This window comes from Enterococcus camelliae (assembly GCF_042685105.1).
Lineage (GTDB): Bacteria > Bacillota > Bacilli > Lactobacillales > Enterococcaceae > Enterococcus_G > Enterococcus_G camelliae.
The window spans coordinates 1-16,925 of record NZ_JBHUMO010000014.1 but is presented as its reverse complement, the minus strand read 5'-3'; the positions used below and the strand labels follow the sequence as shown (position 1 = coordinate 16,925).

At 40.3% G+C, this 16,925-nt stretch carries 13 protein-coding genes, 1 pseudogene and 1 riboswitch; of the genes and pseudogenes, 1 reads left to right on the top strand and 13 read right to left on the bottom strand.

Features of this window, described 5'->3' with window-relative positions; translation table 11 throughout:
- Positions 1–203 precede the first annotated feature (203 nt).
- The 13 genes from ACFSR0_RS02955 to ACFSR0_RS02895 form a co-directional block, all read right to left on the bottom strand.
- Positions 204–1,451, bottom strand: coding sequence for an NAD(P)H-dependent oxidoreductase (locus tag ACFSR0_RS02955; protein ID WP_040366064.1), 1,248 nt, complete (start codon positions 1,449–1,451; stop codon positions 204–206).
- Positions 1,452–1,528: 77 nt separating this feature from the next.
- Positions 1,529–2,140, bottom strand: a complete 612-nt coding sequence (locus tag ACFSR0_RS02950; protein WP_040366067.1) for an NADPH-dependent FMN reductase — start codon at positions 2,138–2,140, stop codon at positions 1,529–1,531.
- 53 nt (positions 2,141–2,193) lie between these two features.
- On the bottom strand, positions 2,194–3,171 hold the full coding sequence (locus tag ACFSR0_RS02945) for an FAD:protein FMN transferase (RefSeq protein WP_379979755.1): 978 nt from the start codon (positions 3,169–3,171) through the stop codon (positions 2,194–2,196).
- Positions 3,172–3,403: 232 nt separating this feature from the next.
- Positions 3,404–4,147: an alpha/beta hydrolase gene (locus tag ACFSR0_RS02940; protein WP_379979753.1), complete on the bottom strand. Its 744-nt coding sequence runs from the start codon at positions 4,145–4,147 to the stop codon at positions 3,404–3,406.
- A gap of 2 nt (positions 4,148–4,149) precedes the next feature.
- The gene (locus ACFSR0_RS02935; RefSeq protein ID WP_379979751.1) at positions 4,150–5,121 is read right to left on the bottom strand and encodes a LacI family DNA-binding transcriptional regulator; all 972 of its coding nucleotides are present in this window, start codon (positions 5,119–5,121) and stop codon (positions 4,150–4,152) included.
- Between the two features lie 18 nt (positions 5,122–5,139).
- Entirely contained in the window at positions 5,140–8,445 is a 3,306-nt protein-coding gene (locus ACFSR0_RS02930) for a GH36-type glycosyl hydrolase domain-containing protein (protein WP_379979749.1), read from the bottom strand.
- Between the two features lie 35 nt (positions 8,446–8,480).
- Positions 8,481–10,631 (bottom strand): beta-glucosidase BglX, encoded by a 2,151-nt coding sequence (gene bglX / locus ACFSR0_RS02925; protein ID WP_379979747.1) that lies wholly within the window; start codon positions 10,629–10,631, stop codon positions 8,481–8,483.
- Positions 10,632–10,653: 22 nt separating this feature from the next.
- Entirely contained in the window at positions 10,654–11,481 is an 828-nt protein-coding gene (locus ACFSR0_RS02920; RefSeq protein ID WP_379979745.1) for a carbohydrate ABC transporter permease, read from the bottom strand.
- A 12-nt stretch (positions 11,482–11,493) separates the two neighbouring features.
- Complete coding sequence (locus ACFSR0_RS02915) at positions 11,494–12,378, bottom strand: carbohydrate ABC transporter permease (RefSeq protein WP_040366069.1); 885 nt, start codon at positions 12,376–12,378, stop codon at positions 11,494–11,496.
- A 162-nt stretch (positions 12,379–12,540) separates the two neighbouring features.
- Positions 12,541–13,788, bottom strand: a complete 1,248-nt coding sequence (locus ACFSR0_RS02910; RefSeq protein WP_379979743.1) for a sugar ABC transporter substrate-binding protein — start codon at positions 13,786–13,788, stop codon at positions 12,541–12,543.
- A gap of 206 nt (positions 13,789–13,994) precedes the next feature.
- Positions 13,995–14,519, bottom strand: coding sequence for a folate family ECF transporter S component (locus ACFSR0_RS02905; protein WP_251854781.1), 525 nt, complete (start codon positions 14,517–14,519; stop codon positions 13,995–13,997).
- 36 nt (positions 14,520–14,555) lie between these two features.
- A riboswitch (THF riboswitch) is annotated at positions 14,556–14,654 on the bottom strand.
- Between the two features lie 103 nt (positions 14,655–14,757).
- A complete protein-coding gene (locus ACFSR0_RS02900; protein ID WP_379979741.1) occupies positions 14,758–15,624 on the bottom strand; it encodes a DegV family protein in 867 nt (288 codons plus the stop codon).
- A gap of 99 nt (positions 15,625–15,723) precedes the next feature.
- The gene (locus ACFSR0_RS02895) at positions 15,724–16,299 is read right to left on the bottom strand and encodes a hypothetical protein (RefSeq protein WP_379979739.1); all 576 of its coding nucleotides are present in this window, start codon (positions 16,297–16,299) and stop codon (positions 15,724–15,726) included.
- A gap of 189 nt (positions 16,300–16,488) precedes the next feature.
- Here ACFSR0_RS02895 and ACFSR0_RS02890 point away from each other — a divergent pair.
- Positions 16,489–16,830 (top strand): annotated as a pseudogene (locus tag ACFSR0_RS02890) (class I SAM-dependent methyltransferase); the annotation flags it as partial.
- Between the last annotated feature and the right edge of the window lie 95 nt (positions 16,831–16,925).

Sequence of the window (16,925 nt, the reverse complement as noted above, 5' to 3'; positions counted from 1 at the left end):
GTTTGTGGTGTTACACCTATCTGTTTTCCAAATTCACCTATCGAATACATAGTCATAATCTTCACCTCAAAATGATTATACCACATATTGATGTTTTAAATGATGTTTTAAATGATATTTTTATAGATATTTATATATTATGATTAACTGTTGCTACCATCCCAATTAATCTTTTCACTCGTTTGCTTTTGGTGCTTCGTTTTTTAGTCTGATACGGAGGCACTTGAAACAGCATCAGCTCCGGCTGGTGACGCACTAGGTGTCGCATCATGGGTTGACGCACTGGAGACAGCATCGGCTCCAGTTGCTGTCACTGCATTAGGTATCATTCCTGCGACACTGTTTGCCACAAGTGTTTGTTTGGTTTCTTTTAAGTAAAAATCAACGATTGGTTTAAAATCAAGTATATATTCATTTACACCCATATATTTTCCATCGTGGTCATACATTGCTTGATAATTATGGACGACAAATTTTTCTGCAGAGTGCTTCTTAATATGAATTTGAACCAAATCCATATTTCCTGATCGTAATTGTTGAATCACGTATTCCACATTTTTCAATGCTTTTGGCGGATGACATTCTGACAAAGGATTGCCAACTTGTCCTGGTAAACGACCTGCTAACATTTCCGCTTTTTCTTTTGTATAGTTATAGTAAATAAATTGATTATTCTCATCGGCATATGTTAGTTCCATTGGCATTGATTCCAAGAAAGCATTTAGTTGATTGACTGTTAATAGTCCACGATTCAACTTCACGTATTGGTCGCCTTCCGCTGCACCGACTTGTTTGGCTGCCTGCTCAACCCAATCATCAGCCGTCATATCGATGCCAGGAATGGTTGTTTTGGTTCCTCTTTTGGCGTGTAAATCTTCAGGTGGAAAACTAGGTTTGGGACCGCTTAAAACAGATACAGCTTGCATATAGGTTAAAAATTTCTTAATGGTACTATCTAAGAAATCAATTGTTCCTTGATTTCTTAATTCTCCTTGATTATCAAATGCTTCTTTGACTTTTCCTAATAGAAATTCATTTCCCGGAAAAACAAAAGCATTTACCCCTGGCGCATCTAAAATTTGACGTAAATGTAGTTGTGCTCTAGAAGATCCTTGATCGTGGTAGGAAGCCCCGACAATCATCACAGGTTTCTTTTCTAATGGATGAACTTTGTAAGAAAGCCATTCAAGCGCACTCTTTAAACCGGCAGGGACGGTATGATTATGTTCAGGTGTTGCGATAATAACTCCATCGGCAAAGCCAATTTTTTGCACCCATTCTTGCATGATTGGTGAATCAGTAGCATCTTTGCTTTGATTAAACATCGGCAACTCGTTCACTTCTACTAATTCCATATGGAACGTGCTTCGATAATGACGTTGAATATATTGCAAGAGCAGCCGATTATATGATTGTTCGGCACAAGAGCCGACGATTCCAATTAGTTTCATGTGATTTTTCTCCTTTATTATCTTAATTCGTTGTGTCATTCAAAGTGAGTAGCTAGTTTCGCATTACATCTCACAATTTAGTTTAATTTGTCCCAATTAAAGCGGGCTGCTTTTTTCTTATGATCTTCTCGATTCAAGTGCATCTGTTGTGTAATTGAAACAAATGTTAAGAAATCATCAAATAATTCATCTAAACGTGCAAGGTCGTCCGAATGAATCAAATTCCCTTCTTGATCAAAGGCTTGGAGCGAATGAGCTAACAAATAATCAGAGCTAGGCATAATACGTGCCTTTAATTCAGGTGAATCTAAGATTTGCCGTAATTGTGCCTGAGCCCGAGATGAACCCAATGTACCATAGGATGCACCCGTAATCATGACTGGTTGATCGACAAATGGGAATACGCCATAAGATAACCAGTGAAGAGCATTGACCAAAACGGCGGGTACTGCATGATCGTACTCCGGTGTGCTAATGATAATGCCATCTGCTTGGTCAATTTTGGTAGCTAATTCAGTTGCTCTTGCTGGTATTTTCTTATCACTGGGTTTATTAAACATAGGTAGGTCACCAATTTCAAGAAGTTCAATTTTGGCGTCTTTTTTAAAATGTTTTTGCATAAACTGTAATAATGTCCGATTTGTTGATTGTTCTGAATTCGTTCCTACAATTCCAATAAAGTTATACATTTTTTTCATCCTTTCTTCACTTGTTCTTCTGCATTTAACAAAAATGTTCCCTCTCAATTGATTGCGCTTTGTGCACACTTTGCTCCACTTGACAGCCAAACTTGACCATTTTGCTTAACAATCACTCCTTCCAAATTTTTTTGTTGCATAATCTGTTGGATTTTTTCGGCACGATAGCCAAAGAGACGGGTGGTCCAAATTTCCCCCATAAGGGATTGTTTCGTTACAATCGTCAAACTATCAATATCCGTTTCAACAGGATACCCTGTTCGACTATCAAAAATATGGGTATAGCGATGGCCAGAAAGTGTCAAGACTCGTTCGTAAATGCCTGAGGTTACCACAGAACCTTCTGAACAGTTCAGAATGGTTAGGCATTCCTCTCGCTTTCCTTTTGGATCACGGATTCCAATTTTCCAAAGGCCATCTGCATGTAATGGGCAAGGACCAAACACAACGACATTGCCACCTAAATTTATTAACCCCGCTTTTACTTGTTTTCTTTTTAGTTCGGAAACCAAACAGTCGCCAATGTATCCTTTTGCCAATGCTCCCAAATCAATTTTCATGCCCTTTTTTCTTAAAAAAACGCTTTGTTGTGCCGCGTTCAATTCAATTGCTAAAGGATCAATTAATGATAACGCTCGCGTAATTTGTTCTTTTGATGGTACATGGGCATCTTGAAACCCTATCCGCCAAGTCTGAATCAACGGGCCAATCGCGATATTTAATAAATCAGGTGCTGCTATACTTTGTTCCTTACCTATTTGAATAAGCTCAAATAGTTCTGGGTGAACTTTGACAGCAGTTTGTCCAGCTGCTCGATTGATAGCCATTAGTTCGGAATGGTCATCATTGGCACTAAATCGTTGTTCATATTCTTTTAGTTTCTTTTCCAACCAATCGAGGATAGCTTTCGGTTCTTTGCAATAAACAGTTAAGGTAATAACCGTTCCCATTCCTTTGACACTGCGACTTTCTAGTTTGTTTTGACTCGTTGTTGAAACAGAAGGAATTTTTTGCTCAGACATTCACGACACAGCCTTTCTTTGCTCCCAAATCTTATCTGGTTGCTTACTAACGACAGCTAGATAATGATTTTATTCACAAGTTAAGAATAGAACGCTTCTTGCAACAATTCAATTGGGTTTCACCAAGTTCGTAAAATATAGTGAATTCCCTTAGATACAAAAAAGCATGCAACGAACAATTTTTCTTGTTCATTGCATACTTGTCAGTTTATTTTTCTCTTAAGGGTGGGGATTACTCGTTAAGCAAGCGAAAAAACTGTCGCAATACTTCTTGAATCGTTGCATCCCAATATTCCCAAGTGTGAGCACCTGGGCCTTCCTTGTAGACATAGTTTTCCAATACTTGTTGCGCTTGTTTGCGAAAGGTTTGGTTTTCTAGGTAGAGAAAGTCTTCCGTTCCACAATATTGGAAAAAGGTGGTTCTGTTAGCAGCTTGCTTGTCTAACAAGAATAATAAGTCGTTGGTACTCTGCTTGAGAGCTGCTTTCGTACCAAAAATTAATGAAAACTCATGGTCTCTTTGAGCATCTTTTTCCCATAACGATACCACATCCAGTGCACCTGATAATGATGCCACTGCCCGAAATTCATTTGGTTTTCGTAGTGCCCATTTAAAGGCGCCATACCCGCCCATGGATAGACCAGCTAAAAAATGTTGATTCGCCTCTGTTTTTAATTGAAACCATTGGTGCATTTTATTGGGAAGCTCTTCCGTAAGAAAGGTCCAGTAACGGTCACCATAAACCATATCCGTGTAATAACTCAATTCAACTTGAGGCATGACAATGCAAAAGGGGTATTGGCTAGCGTAGCGCTCAAGAGAGGTGGCATTTAGCCAAGCATTGCAATCATCTGACTTCCCATGAAGAAGATAGAGCACAGGCATCTTTGCTTGTTTTTCGTCTGGCAAATAGACAGTAACCGCTGTTCCTTTGCCTAATACTTCGGAGCGAAAATTCATCCGACTGATAGCCATCACTATCCCTCTTTTCCTAAAAATGAATCTCGACGGACAAACGTGGTATAAATTAATTCCGATTCGGTTGCCTCATCCTGAAGTAATTGAACCACTTTTTTGGCTGCTAACATGCCCCAACGGTGTTTTGAATAGGAAATAGTGGCTAATGGTGGGCGCAAATACTTGCCAATTTCGATATTATCAAAACCGATGATGGACACATCTTTGCCAATTTTTAGATTGGTCCCTTTAAAATATTTATACAATCCAACGGCCATTTCATCGTTAAATGAGAAAATGTGGATTGGGAGTTGCGGTTGTTGTTTCATAATTTTTTCACCAGCCTCATATCCTGATGATTCTGTAAAATTCCCAGCAATAATTTCATAAGGAATCGTGTATAGGTTCAATTCTTTTTCACTTGTAACCAACCTTTTTTGACTATCATAGCCTTTGGTTGGACCGGAAATAAGGTACAGCTTTTCTGGGCGCAACTTGGCAAATTGTTCGATTGCCAAACTGGTCCCACCCGCATTATCTAATAAGACTTTCCGAATATTGGCGTGTTCAATTTCGCGATCGAGTACAACGAGCTTATGCCCATGATGGGCAAATTTTAAAATTTGCTCACTATCAAATGTCCAATCAAGAACAATCGCGCCATCGACCATTTTTTCGGGAATAAATAGTTGTGACTTTTTGCCACTACAGACAATCATCTCATAGCCATGAAATTCAAGACCGCGTTTGATGCCATCTAACAGTTCTCCATAAAAGCTCCCTGCATAATCGGTCAAATAAACACCAATAATATTGGTTTGTTGCCGTTTTAAGGTACGAGCAGCCATGTTGGGTACGTAGTTCATTTCCTCAGCTAGCTTCATAATCTTTGCGCGTGTTTCATCCGTGATTTTGGGATTGCCATTTAATGCATAGGATACGGTTGAAATCGATACTCCTGCTGCTTTGGCAATATCTTTAATTCCTACCATGGCTTCTCCTTTCCTTTTTTATTGACTATACACATCAATCCGACTTCCCTCATGAAGTCTTGAATGAACTGCATTTGCTTGAATGACTAATCCACCTGGGCGGTACCGGTTGGCTTCTTCCTCAAATGGTACCTCAACGCCATCCAGACATACTTTCCGTTCTGTTTGATTTAAGTGGAAGACAATTTCAACTGGTGTTTTGTTCAATTGAAATGCACAGCTTAATCCATCGAGTTCATCTGGTAAGACCGGATCAAATACATAGCGATCATGGAAGGCCCGAATTCCTAAAATAGCCGAAATCAATTGATTGACATAAATTCCGGGTCCGCTTGAATAAATACGCCAACCTCCCTTAACATTGACTGCCCCTGTTTTCAATTTATCAAATTGCTCTTGGGCAGCATAACGAGTGGGAAAATCACCATCTGAACTGCTAAAATAGGCATTTGCTTGGCGTAACGATGCATTCGGCACACGCGTCTGCAATTGAATAGGATTGATGGTATTGAGTGCTCTCCATGTCTCATTCTTTTCACCAATCTTAGCCATGGCTTCTGAAAAACGAATGTGTGCATGGACATATTGCAATCCAATTTCACGGCCGAAGTTTGCAGCTTGTTCGGCCCGTTTGAAATGCACGCTAACCCCACCTTGGTAATGTGCGGGGCGATTCATTAAACGTACGCCATCTGGAAAGAACAATTGTTTTTTGATAATAGCCAAATGTTCTTGCATTTGTTCTGGTGAAAGTAATTCGGCAATCATACTTCGCGTCATTGGCAACAGGCGATAATGAATCCCTGTTTTCTGATCGGTAGGATGAATCATCCACTCGACTTTTTCAGGTGAATCCATGTAGACGAATCCTGGCAACGTTCCAGCACTTAGCATGTACTTATTGAAATCAGCTTGGATTTTTTGCGCAAGCGTCAGTAGTTCAGTTGCGAAGGATTGATCTGTTGGTTTCAACAAGTTTCCTAATTTATTGATTACTTGATACGTTAAGGCAACTGTCCATGTGCTAGCCATATTCTTTTTCAAACGACTATCATAGGGTTGCAGCGTGTCATCCCAATCGCCATCGCCGTAACAAGATAGATACGTTCCTTTTAGAAAATGGGTCTGGATATAGTGGATTTCTTTTTTTAGGTGTTCAAACAAAGTCGCTGTTTGGGTTGTTTTCGCAAAAGTTTTGCGGTCCGTATACGGTATCTTTTTCTTAAGTATACTAAAGTTTCCAGATTTTTCCAGATAATCTGTGACCACTTTCATTGGCCAGACAATCACATCGCCGTGACTTTCATCAGCTTTTTGTTTTTCGTAGCCATCAAACATAAACCATTGTGGCCAATTGCCGTCATCTTCAAATTGATTTTCAAAAATATGGGTGATAATTGATTCAACGACATCGTATTGGTTCATTGCCAAGAAAAATTCGGTTGGGCCTTGTGATACGTCACGGGTTCCCCATGCGGCTCCCCCATATTGCTCTAGTCCATGCGGAGACAAGTAATGAACAAGCATATTGTGCGTATACCAGCGAATTAATTGGTTCATACTCGTAACATCCACCTGAGGATGTGTTAAATGAAACTGGTTGGTTAACGTATCAAATGCTTCTCCAAAAGCTTGCTCTTCCTCATTAATCGTCAGGCTTTCTGTCAATAGCAGTGATTCTGATGAATGCAAGCGACCTTTAATTGACAGAGCCAACTGACTTTGATTTTCTACCACAAAGGTCGTTAAAACTGGTTGCTCCGCTAGACAGCCGAATAACGATTCATTCGTTAATCGAAAGGGTTTGTCTAGGGTGAGTTGATAGGTTAACTCCGGATAAATTGCGTAAATTGCTGATTCTTCTGTAGGTGTCAGCGTTACTTTCTGACCGTTTACATGCTGATTATAGGTTGGGTGTTCATCGTCATCATTCATTAAAAATTGGTTAGTCACTGCGAAATTATAGCGTTTGCCTTGTTCGGAATGTATGGTGGTGATAATTTCATGGCTATCTCGCCGACTATAGGTCGTTACAATCAAACAGTCATCTGCCAATTGATAATACCAAGTTCCAGAGTTTAAGCCCATTTCAAATGCAGACGGCATGGTCAACAATGACCATTTTTCTTGTTCTTGCAGATAGATTCGTTGACCCGATTGTTTCAATACATTTAGCGCGTTGCGACTATTTGAGAGCAATTTATTCATGGATGTATTGCCTAAAACAATTTGGGAATTAAAAATCCCATACATATAAAGGGTGGTGCTCATCACAGGATGTGCAACTTCCAGATCTAATCCTCCTAAAAGAATATGGCCAGTTGCCCGTTCCATCTCGCATTCTTTGGCTTGCACCACTACATGGCGATTGTTTTTGGTGAAGAATGAATAGGTGGTATTCCCTACTTTTTCCACTTGTTCTTGTTCTGGGAATCGTTCACACAACTCCTGTTCGGTAAACGGACGTCCGACAATTGGTGTACCTAGTGTATGAACCATTGTTAATTGAGCTATTTGGGCGGTTTCTTTTTTCTCATTCGCCCATGCGTAATCTTGTGCTACATGCGTCAACGATACAATTGGTTGCGTCACTGCAGTCGGATGATTGGCAATTGCTACACCATAGAAGACCACTGTTTGATTTTCAGCAGTTGCTTTGATTGCTTTGGTTTGCAACGCAATATAGGCAAATTCATATTGATAGACTTCGTTTGGAAGAATTTCCTGTTGCAGAGCTTCTGGTTTATTCGTTTTTTTGTAAGTTTTCCCAAAAAATTGATACCCATCTGTCGCATAACCAACGAGCGGAGCAAAGCTTCCTAACTCAACCACTGGAAACTGATTGTTTTGTGGTTGATTTTGACGTGAGGTAATCGTGATATGCTCATCTTCCTTGGTTACAAAATGATCAACATATTGGGAAACATAGGCTTCATTCGCTTTAACAGCTCCTACTAGCGCATTACCCAAATCATGCCCAGCGAAAAGGGTTACTTCTTCCCCATTTCCTGAAAATTCGACGGTCCAATACCATTGATTTTCTTCTCCTAATTGGAACGTTACTTGATAAGTTACTCCGGTAAATATACCTGACCAAACACATCGATCGATAAATCGATGAAACACGCTATTGGCTGTACTACCAATTAGTGGTGCAACAGCTGTTTGATGGGTCGTTTTCACTCGTAAATATAGTTGCGTGATGCTACCATCAAGGGGATTTCCATGGAGTTGGTTTACCATGATGGCACCATTTGTCAATTGATAAAGTTCCCCGGTTTCTAAAAATGAAGCCGTTAGTTGCTTAGAATGTAATGTAATCATAGTTGTTTGGCAAACCTTCTTTCGAAATAGTTTCTTTATACGAGTTGAAATGTAGCATTTACTCCCGTCGCACTGTTAGGCCCAATCCATAATTCGAATTCACCTGGATCACTGCCCCATTGCTGATTCGGATGCACATAGCGTAACAACGCTTCGGTCACTTCAAATGAAACAGTTTTCGTCTCATGTGCTTGCAATTGAATTTGTTTAAAGCCTTTTAGTTCTTTGATTGGGCGTGCGACCATTGCCACAACATCCCGAAGATACAATTGGACTGTTTCTGTCCGTTCATAGGTAGATTCATTGACAACATCTATAGATGCCCGAAGTGATTGGCCCGCGCTTAGCTTGGTACTAGACAATTGCAGCTTTTGATAACGAACCGTACCGTAGCTTAATCCATATCCAAATGGATACCGCGCATAGTTAGATGTATCTAAATATTTGGAGACATATTTTTCATCTGGGTTTGATTCATAGGGACGACCAGTATTTTCCACATTGTAATAAATCGGTACTTGTCCGACTGTTGTTGGAAATGACATGCTTAAACGCGCAGATGGGTTCACTGCTCCCCAAAGAATATCGGCTAAGGCTTGGCCCCCTTCTGTTCCAGGAAACCACGCTTCAACAATGGCATCGGCTGCCTGAATCGCTTCTAAATCCAACGGTCTTCCGTTGTACAATGTCACCACAAGTTTTTTGGCCACCGATCGAATGGCATCAAAGAACTGTAGCTGACCTTCTGGCAGGCGAATGTCACTGCGACTTGCTGCTTCGCCACTCATCCATTCCGTTTCACCTAATGCCAAAATCACCACATCAACGGTTCGAGCGATGTGTGTTGCTTCCTCAAGTGCCGCTTCACTTGGTTGGAAATAGTCACATGGTTCTTTGGCAATATGCAATTGTTTGCTATAATGACGCGCACCCACTGTAAGCGAAGTAGCTTCTGCTTGTCTTCCTTGCCAAGACCACGCTCCTAGAATGTCTTGCGAAGAAGCGGCCGGACCGATGATGCCGATCGTCAACTCTGATTTTAATGGCAATACTTCTTGCTCATTTTTCAACAATACAATGGATTGTTGCGCGACTTCACGAGCAGCCTGACGATGTTCTTTTGACAGCACATGTTGCGCTTCTAGCTCTTCATTCGCTCCTCTGAAGGGATGTTCAAATAGGCCTAATTCATTTTTCAATGTCAAAATACGTAAGACCGCCTCGTCTAACTGTGCTTCCTTAATCTTTCCTTCAGCAATCAATTCTGCTAAATAATGACTATAACAAGTGGTCATCATTTCGATATCAACGGTTGCATTCATCGCCAATTGTGCCGCTTCTTTTTCATTAGCAGCCACCCCATGTGGAATCATTTCCTTCACAGCACCCCAATCGGAAATAACTACCCCATCAAATCCAAATTCGTTACGCAAAACTTGTTTAAACAACCATTCATTTCCTGTGGCTGGAATCCCATCCACTGTATTGAAAGAAGTCATGACTAGTTTTGCTCCAGCATCTAAGGCAGCCTTATAACCAGGTAAATACTGATCACGTAGTTGGCGCTCAGACATATTCACCGTATTGTAATCCCGACCGGCAATTGCCGCACCGTAAGCTGCAAAATGTTTGACACAAGCCGCAACACGGAAGAAATCATTGGCTAAATCTGTTCCTTGATAGCCTTTGACAAACGCCTCTGCAAAGCGGGCATTTAAAAAGGCATCTTCTCCTGTTGATTCCATCACACGTCCCCAGCGAGGATCGCGTACTAGATCTACCATGGGTGAAAACGTCACATGTAAGCCAGAGACCGCTGCTTCTTTCGCTGAAACACTTGCCATTCTTTCGGCCGCTGCTAAGCTCCAACTACTTCCAAGTGCCAATGGAATTGGAAAAATGGTTCGAAAGCCATGAATAATGTCGGCCATCAGAAGGGTGGGAATGCCCAGACGATTTTTTTTCATATAATTGGTTTGGACTCGAATGGCTTCTTTCGCTCCAGAAACCCCTAACGTTGTTCCTGCCTGATTCACCGTGGTGTCTGAAATCGCCAAATCCGCCATGGGACCCGTTTTAGCCTCAGCTTTTTCTGAATAGAAATCGGCAGCCAATTGTAACAATTGATCGACTTTTTCTTCTAACGTCATTTGACGCAATAATTCGTTTAGTTTTTCTGCTTCCATTCCTTCACTCTTTTCTTCGCACTTATTTGATTCCTGAAACGTTGAAACCTTGTAAAATATATTTTTGGAAAATCATGAAAACAATCAAGATTGGCACGACCATAAATGTCGCTCCCGCCATTTGAAGGGAATAATCTGTCCCATGTTGGCCTTGTAATAATTGGAGACCTACCGACAAGGTGTAATACTTTTCATCATTGGCGATAATTAATGGCCATAGGAACGAATTCCAGCCGCCGATAAAGGTCAGAATACCCTGAACGGCCAAAATTGGTCGCGTCAACGGTAGCACAATTCGAAAGAAAATATACCATTCATTCGCACCATCTAAGCGAGCAGCTTCCAACAATTCATCCGAAATCGTGCTCATAAACTGACGAAAAAGAAAAATACCAAACGCACCCGCTAAGCCCGGTAACACGATTCCCATCAAGGTATTGGTTAAACCGACACTGTTTAAAATCAAATACACTGGAATCATCGTCACTTGACCAGGAATCATCATAGTAGCTAAGACAAGTAAAAATAAGCCGTGCTTTCCTTTAAAGTCATATTTTGAAAAACCATAACCTGCCATCGCATTTAAAAATAGACCCAAAAAGGAAAACAGCGTAACAATCAAGGTATTTTTTAAATAGATACCAAAGTTTAGTCGTTCGAATAATTCTTTAAAGTTATTCAAGGTTGGATTTTTAGGTAGCAACGTTGGCACCATTTGACTAATTTCCGCATTGGTCTTCAAGGAAGAAAAAATCATCCATAAGAACGGAAAAAAAGTTAGAATTCCTAAGACAGCTAGCATCACTCCGATAAATACTTTAAAACTCATCTGTGATTTTTGATAACTCATGTTGTATCCTCCTTACATTCCACTGTCTTTTTGACGTGTTTGTAGCTTCATTTGAATGCTTGTCACTATGATAATAGCGATAAACAGGACGAATGATCCCGCTGCAGCGTAGCCAAATTTACTATATTGGAAACCATTTTGATAGATGAATAAAGCAACTGAGAGCGTACTATCTAATGGGCCACCTTTCGTCATAACAAAAGGTTCTTCGAAAAATTGGAACCAACCGATTAACGTGGTCACTGTCACGAAAAAGATCGAAAAGCGTAACAAAGGAATCGTGATTCGTGTAATTTGGTACCATTTATTGGCTCCATCTATTTCAGCCGCTTCATAATAAACTTTTGGAATTCCCTGGATAGCCGCTAAAAAAATCAACATATTCAAGCCAATTGCTTTCCAAACAGCAATAATGATGAGGGAAATTTTAGCTGTTCCTGCATCGGTCAGCCAGAGAATTGGGCCAATATTTAAATAGGATAGCAGGTGATTCAACAACCCAATTGTTGGATTGTATAAGTACATCCAGACCACTGCAATGGCTACAGTATTGGTAATGGATGGGCTATAAAAGACCAAACGCATAAATTGAAAGAATTTATTTTCGCCAAAATTAATCATGATTGCCAAAGCCAATGAAATAAGAATAACTAGAGGTACGCCAATCACAACGTAGTACCCTGTATTAAAAATTGCTTGACCAAATGTTTTGTCACTAAAAATATTTATGTAATTTTCCAGACCGACAAATTTGATTCGTGAATAATCCGCCAATCCTGCTAAACTCATGTCAGTAAAACTAATGATTAATGCAAGAAAAATAGGGATGATTGAAAAAATCAATAATAAAATCACGGCTGGCGCAATGAAAAAATAAGGTGCTTTGGTTTTTTTCATGGGTTGTTCCTCCTCCATATGGGTAACAAACAAAGAAACGTTCGCTTTTTCAAATAAGATGCAAACATAACGATCCGAACAACCAACCATTGACTTGCAATGATTGATCGTTCGGAATAATTATTGCCAATGCATCGCTTGCAAACTGTCAAGCTTCATTTTTTATTTTTTCAAAAGTGTTTCGGTTTCGGTATTTAATTCATCCATTGCTTTTTGGACATCTTTTCCATTCGAAACAATTTGTTCCCATTGTTTTAAGTAGTTTTGGGCAATTTCATCCCATTGTTTTAAAGCAGGAACTGGTTGCGAATTTTCCAATTGTTTTCCGAATACTGAAATCATTTTGTCGCTTGTAAACGTATCATTTTTCCAAGCATCTTTGTTCGTTGGTAATGAGTTGGTACTTTCGAAGAATTTGGTTTGGTTATCTGGTTTTGATAAAAACTCAATCAATTTAACTGCATCATCTTGTTTCTTCGAACTACTAAAGACAGCTAAGTTTGCTCCACCGGTAATAGATGTGTTTCCATCTTTTCCTGAAGGTAATTCCGCTACATTCCATTTTCCATCAATATCAGGCGCAGCATCTTTAATTGAATTAATCATCCAAGGTCCACTAATAAACATTGGCACAATCCCTTCACCACCAAAGCTTTGGCCAATATCCAAGCCTAAATTGGTGCTTGGGGCAGAACCGTCTTTAATCATGCTATCAAGGTATTTGACTGCATCCACCATTGCGGGTTTATTGAACAGGGGTTCATTCTTTTTGCTAAAGAGTTCTGAACCATTTTGACGAGCAAACATAAAGCCAAAAGTTGGTTCGGCCGCATCAACGTTAAATCCATATTTCCCTTCCCCACGTGCGGCTAGTTTTTTCGCTGCATCAGCTAGTTCTTCCCATGTCTTAGGAGCTTCATTGTAACCAACCGATTTCAATAAATCAGAACGATAGTATAGTGCCCGCGTTTCGGTATACCATGGCACAGCGTAGTACTTGCCATCAAATTCAGTAGTGGCCACAGAACCATCAAAGAAATTACTTGTCTTTAACACATCGTTGTCTTTGATTTTGTCTGAAAGATCCACTAATGCCCCAGCATCGACAAATTCACTCATATAAGATGTCCCCATTTGTACCACGTCAGGACCACTTTTTGAGGCGACTGCTGTTAATAATTTGTCTCTTGATGAACTCCATGGAATACTTTGAATTTTTACTTTAATTCCTGTCTCTTTTGTAAAATCATCAATGATTGGCTTAATTCCTTGATCGCCATCGCCCATGTACCAAAACGTCAATTCTTTGCTTTCGCTATCGCTTTTTGAATTGTTTCCACAAGCCGCTAACACACCCAACGAAAACAAGGCACTCGCACCCAATAAGGCAATTTTTTTACTAAACTTCATTCTTATGTTCCTCCCTAATTTTAGTGAAACGTTTCTACAAAAAGAAGTATAACGCGTATATGAAGAAAAAGCAAACGGTTTCTTTTAGTTTTTTTTCATTTTTCGTTCTATTAATCAATAGAAACGTTTTTCTTGATGTGCTTTTTTGTGAAAATAAAGCACCCTTTCCTGCGGATGTAACAGGAGAGGGTGCATGTTTTTAGGATTTATACTGATACGCGTTTGATGAGCTTTTGCAAGGGTATCATGCGACCGACCATGTAGTTTAAGATGGCTTGGATTGGCAACATAATGACCGTTTTAATCAGTCTTGGTGCCCAAATCACCCAACTAAAAAGTGGTTGGTTGTACATCATGGATAACCAGATTGGTGTTAAAATGAGGCTGATTACTATCGTTGTTGCTAAGGCGCAACCAATGGCATTTTTCCAAGAAATTTCTTTTTTGTAGAAGAAATAACCGTAGATTAGCCCACCAATAAATGCATTAATGGTGAACCCAAAAAAGAAAGCCGCTTTTGGAAATAGCGCCATCCCCAGAAAATCAGCCAATACGCACCCAATGCCTGCCCATAATGGACCGAACAGCATGCCCATGATAATCGTGGGCACAAATGAAAAAGATAAACGTAGGTACTGTGTTTCAATCCCTAACACTTGCGAAAGGACCACTTGCAGAGCGACTAATAGCCCCATCGTGGCAATCATGCGCGTGGTTATTTTTTGTTTCATACGAAGCATCTCCTTTAAGAGTTGCTACATCAAATATGCAGCGAATGCGAAAATAAAACCGCGGAAGCGAATTCCTTCGTCCAGAAAGCAACATCCCATCTTTCCAGCACTTGACGCTTTATTTTCTACTCTGATTTTATTTGTGGGAAACCCACGCGCCAACTATAGCACAGATTCATTGGCAAAACAATTCCGTTTCTTGTTCTACTTTGATGGAGCTAACTGAAGGCCAAAAGGGCTAACGTTCCTGGCTGCCCATTGAAAATAGAGCAATGCAGCCATACCCAGTGTGGCTTGCAATGGTTGGTCCAAGCGGATAGCGGGTAATTGGCGTATTGGGGTACCTTTGTTGCAATTGGTTCACCACCTCGGTCACACTTGCTTCATCCCCACTATGCGAAAGGTAAAATTGGTTTAAAATGGTTTGATCTAAATTCCGTTCGGTTTCATTAAGTAAGGTTTGCAGTGCCTTTTTCCGTCCACGGGCTTTGCCCACATTTTGTAATTTTCCCTCAGCATCCATATGAATGATTGGTTTAATGTTTAAAAGCCCACCAATGGTTGCGGCAGTTTTCGAAATCCGACCACCACGTTCTAAATGATTCAAATCATCGACTGTTACCCATGAGCGCAAATGATTTTTGGCTGTCTCTACCCACTGGATGACCTCTTGGATGGATTGCCCTTCTTTTTGGAGGGTTGCGGCTTGCACGACCAGCATGCCTTGCCCTAAACTGGCTGCTTTTGTATCAACACAATAAATTTCTGCGTCTGGAACTTCTTCTTTGATCAACGCGATGGCTTGCATCGCACTATTATAGGAGCCACTTAAACCCGAAGAAAAGGCCAAATATAGAAGTGGCATCCGCTTCGCTACATAGGGTTTAAAGGCCATCATATATTGACCTACATTAATTTGTGAAGTAGTTGGTTGCTTGTTTTCTTTTAAGTTTTCTAAGAACCATTGATAATCAAATGTTTGCCCTAAATCGTCGACATAGTCCTTGCCATCCAACTCGATTGTCATTGGGATATAGGCAACCCCTAACTGGTCAAGCGCTTTGGCCGGTAAATCACAACACGCATCGGTGATAATTTGGTACATTCGAATTCCACCTTTCATTTCAACTCACTTTTCTTTAGTATACCAAAAGTGATAAGAAAATTTGGCGTATTACCCTTCATGCTGTTTTTTTGATATAGTTTACGATTTTTGCACGGCTTGTTTTGCTTTTTGAAAGACTGGAATGGCAACGATTTTGCTAATGCTTGTCACAACAAAAAGCGCGATGTTGTAATCCACAAAACTATGAATCATGCCCCCGATACCCATCAAGCCAAATAAAAAGACGTAAAAATTGCCGTCCACTGTCGCACCCGCGGCATGACCTGTTGCAAAAAAGAGCCAAACTACGATGATTTCCACCAACGTATGAATCAAGGCAATCACAAGGTTATAAATTTGAAAAGCCCCTTTGTGTAATACAATCTCAGGATTTTTCTTTAAATACCATGCACCCAGAACAGCAAAAACAACATGTGATAACGCCCGCGCGGCAATAATGATTGGGGTGGTTAATAGAAAACCGAAAGCTGTTCCGAGAGCCACGGCTACTGCCATTCCTGGCGAAAAGAACATCGCAATCATGAGCGGCACGTGACTAGCTAATGTAAAAGACGCTGGTCCAATAACAATTTTGGGCATGACCATGGGAATCAAAATCCCCATAGCTATCAGTAAAGCAGAGATGGTTAATTGACGAACCCGATTATTTTTCATGTTTCTTCTCCCTAATGTGTCAAGACACTTTGATAAGCGTATTGTAATGGTAATACGCAAAGGTGTCAAGACATATTAAACTTCGTGATACTGTTTATTTCTATAGGAGATTCCCTTATTGATATTCATGAAGGAATCTTTTGTAATAAATGAGAATGATTATCATTATCGTTATGAGGAGGGGCATAATTGAACCAAACGAAAAAGGAGCTCGGGCATACATTTTTAGCAAAGTTGGGCAAAAAACGCTTAAGACCAGGTGGTGTTGTCGCAACAAATTGGTTAATTGAACAAGGTACATTCACTAAAGATGCTCAGGTGCTCGAGGTGGCCTGTAATCAGGGAACAACTGCCATTGAACTAGCACAAACGTTTCATTGTCAAATTATTGGAATTGATTTGGATGAGCGCGCCTTAGCCATTGCTAAAAAACGAGTACAAGAGGCGAAGCTTGATTCATTTATTGAACTAAAAAAGGGAAACGCCCTAAACCTTCCCTTCGCAGACAATAGTTTTGATATCATTCTGAACCTCCCACGACTTAAGTTGCGGGGTTCTGAGTCCTTACGGACTTAAAACCCTTTGACCCAAATGTAGTTTCTTCTTGCCTGAGATACGGGATACCG

Excerpts from the sequence above, each read along its gene's own strand:
- ACFSR0_RS02955 (WP_040366064.1), bottom strand. The coding sequence starts at position 1,451 with ATGAAACTAATTGGAATCGTCGGCTCTTGTGCCGAACAATCATATAAT.
- ACFSR0_RS02950 (WP_040366067.1), bottom strand. The coding sequence starts at position 2,140 with ATGTATAACTTTATTGGAATTGTAGGAACGAATTCAGAACAATCAACA.
- ACFSR0_RS02945 (WP_379979755.1), bottom strand. The coding sequence starts at position 3,171 with ATGTCTGAGCAAAAAATTCCTTCTGTTTCAACAACGAGTCAAAACAAA.
- ACFSR0_RS02940 (WP_379979753.1), bottom strand. The coding sequence starts at position 4,147 with ATGGCTATCAGTCGGATGAATTTTCGCTCCGAAGTATTAGGCAAAGGA.
- ACFSR0_RS02935 (WP_379979751.1), bottom strand. The coding sequence starts at position 5,121 with ATGGTAGGAATTAAAGATATTGCCAAAGCAGCAGGAGTATCGATTTCA.
- ACFSR0_RS02930 (WP_379979749.1), bottom strand. The coding sequence starts at position 8,445 with ATGATTACATTACATTCTAAGCAACTAACGGCTTCATTTTTAGAAACC.
- bglX (WP_379979747.1), bottom strand. The coding sequence starts at position 10,631 with ATGGAAGCAGAAAAACTAAACGAATTATTGCGTCAAATGACGTTAGAA.
- ACFSR0_RS02920 (WP_379979745.1), bottom strand. The coding sequence starts at position 11,481 with ATGAGTTATCAAAAATCACAGATGAGTTTTAAAGTATTTATCGGAGTG.
- ACFSR0_RS02915 (WP_040366069.1), bottom strand. The coding sequence starts at position 12,378 with ATGAAAAAAACCAAAGCACCTTATTTTTTCATTGCGCCAGCCGTGATT.
- ACFSR0_RS02910 (WP_379979743.1), bottom strand. The coding sequence starts at position 13,788 with ATGAAGTTTAGTAAAAAAATTGCCTTATTGGGTGCGAGTGCCTTGTTT.
- ACFSR0_RS02905 (WP_251854781.1), bottom strand. The coding sequence starts at position 14,519 with ATGAAACAAAAAATAACCACGCGCATGATTGCCACGATGGGGCTATTA.
- ACFSR0_RS02900 (WP_379979741.1), bottom strand. The coding sequence starts at position 15,624 with ATGTACCAAATTATCACCGATGCGTGTTGTGATTTACCGGCCAAAGCG.
- ACFSR0_RS02895 (WP_379979739.1), bottom strand. The coding sequence starts at position 16,299 with ATGAAAAATAATCGGGTTCGTCAATTAACCATCTCTGCTTTACTGATA.